Below are 2,148 nucleotides of genomic sequence, written 5' to 3'. Positions count from 1 at the left end.
ATTCATGTCCTTGCTAACAGAATCATTGCCAACAAGCAGCTGTTCATGACGGGGTTTTTAAAATCATCTTCTGCATTAACTTTATTAAAGAAAGAAAAAAGGACTCCTGTATCAAAAGCCTGGCTTATTTCAGGTCTTGTGCTTAACATTTGTGATAATGATTTTTTTCCTATTTCAATCAATTCCTGAAGCAATGAATCACTCAAATTTTCAACGACTATGACAAAAAAGGGATTAGCTTTTACCAATCTTTTTAACAACGAAGCAAATCCCTCCCTGCCATCTTTGTATCTTTCTATGCAATAATGATAAACATCAGACAAGGGGTAGATGCCTGAAACATAGCAATTCATTCTTATTTCCAGCGCTGCTGAAGTAGCTTTGAGAAGTACCTCTTCAAAGAAGTCAGGATCATTGATCGCCGTCATATATTTATTATAATTTTTGAAAAACTCGATAAAATTATCGTACAAACCGAAACCATTGAGTGAATCCAAAATGGATTTTTTTGTTAAAAACGGAGCCGGAACCTCTGATAATGTACACAACCCCTTCGATAATTGTAAAAGACAGTACTCTTCGTTTTTATCCAGGATGTCTTGTGGCAGGTCTTTAAGTTGTATCCTTCCTGAACGGATAAGCTGATCATACAAATCATCATCTTTAAAGCTGTCTGGAAGAACAGGCAAAGATTTTATTTTTGCTGCGATATCCAGACGCTCATAAATCGGTATTGCCAGTTTCGGCGGTGTACCATAGGGAATACCCTGCTGACTTGAATATTCAGTCAGAAAATCAATATCATTTTTTAATTCTTCAGTAAGGTCTGTGAAGTGATGTCTCAATTCTGTTCTCCTGACATCAGCCAGGAATATCTGTTTTCTCCTTTCAGTGGTTGACATTAATACCTCCCTCATTTCATCACTTTCCTCCATATCGAAAACATTCCATAGTTGATTTCTTATTATCCCTGACAAAAGTGTTGGGGATCTGGAATAATCTTTAGGCAAATTTATTTTCGGACGACAACGAAGGAAGTCGATAACATCTATAAATTCATCTACCCTGAGTCTGCCTTTTCTAAAACCGATGAGTTCCTGAATCAGCTTGACTTGTCTGTCGGTTAAGATAGCAGTGTTCGCCCCCTGAATGGTTTTAAGTGTTTTTGGTTTTGGTTTGATTTTAGGGGCCTTAGGGGTATCTACATCTAAAACAACGGCTCTGGAGGAAATTCCGATTTCTTTTTGCCCTGTTACGAGATCGGGTGTGAAATCTTCGCGCTTTTCTGCAAGTGGCTCACTACTGACAGGACTAACGATTCTGCCAGTGCCAGTGACATTGCCATGATTCGCTGTAACATCTTCTGTAACACGGTCTACAGCGGTGCGAGTAAAGAGATTTTGCCCCTGATTACATGAGGGTTGAGATAATTGATTCATCCTTTTTTTCCTATCTTTGATTATCCTTAATCTTGACGAGGGTGAGCCCAGCCAAAGAACGCTTTCATATATTGACCTGTTGATTAAACGAAAGTTCCAAAAAAGAAGGATCCCAGAGTTGAAATAAGGCCGTTGGCTATGCCTGTGTCATACCGAACAGTGCAAATAGACTGTCAGTGATGCCGGGATAAGATCTGAGCCGTTTGCTGCGCCAAAGGTCTTTCTGTCCAGCGGGCAGTGGCTTGGTTATTGATGTGTAACAGGATGATTCGCCAAGATGTTGGGGGCACTGGGGAGTATCAACGTCATTCTGTATTATCCTCCTCTGTGTATTGATCTGCGAATGCAAAAATATTGCCGACAAACAATGTAAGTCCCTTGACCAGACTGATCAGAGGAAAGACAGCGTTGTTGGCTCCAAGATTGAGTTGGTCATTGACATTATGGAAGTCTTTGGGAAATTTTTTATGTATGTCGAAACGACGCAAAGCTTTTGGGTACAGTGTGGTATCCAGGTTTCCACTCTGCTTTATGTGTTCTGAGTAACACTCATCAGAAAGAGTAAATGTACAATTGTCTTTGACCTCATGAGGTTGCATTGCCGTCCAGTACAGGATTTCCTCAGCTGTGCGAGTCAGCCATGAACGGTAAGTAACTTGGTCAACCCCCATAAATTCTGGCAGTCTTGATTTGGGCGGCCATTCTTTTT

The 2,148-nt window shown here is 40.4% G+C and carries 2 protein-coding genes; both read right to left on the bottom strand.

Annotated features, from left to right (window positions below):
- Positions 1-2: 2 nt before the first annotated feature.
- Positions 3-1,439, bottom strand: a complete 1,437-nt coding sequence (locus KDK16_RS05835) for a hypothetical protein (RefSeq protein WP_257275128.1) — start codon at positions 1,437-1,439, stop codon at positions 3-5.
- 305 nt (positions 1,440-1,744) lie between these two features.
- Positions 1,745-2,148, bottom strand: a 404-nt coding sequence (locus KDK16_RS05830; protein WP_257275126.1) for a hypothetical protein, incomplete at its 5' end; no start/stop codon positions are given.

The sequence above is a fragment of the Endozoicomonas sp. SESOKO4 genome (assembly GCF_024606275.1).
Note: the sequence above shows the minus strand (reverse complement) of the source record. Positions and strands in the feature narration are given on the sequence as shown.

Coding starts and splice junctions, on each gene's coding strand:
- KDK16_RS05835 (WP_257275128.1), bottom strand. CDS start 1,439: ATGAATCAATTATCTCAACCCTCATGTAATCAGGGGCAAAATCTCTTT.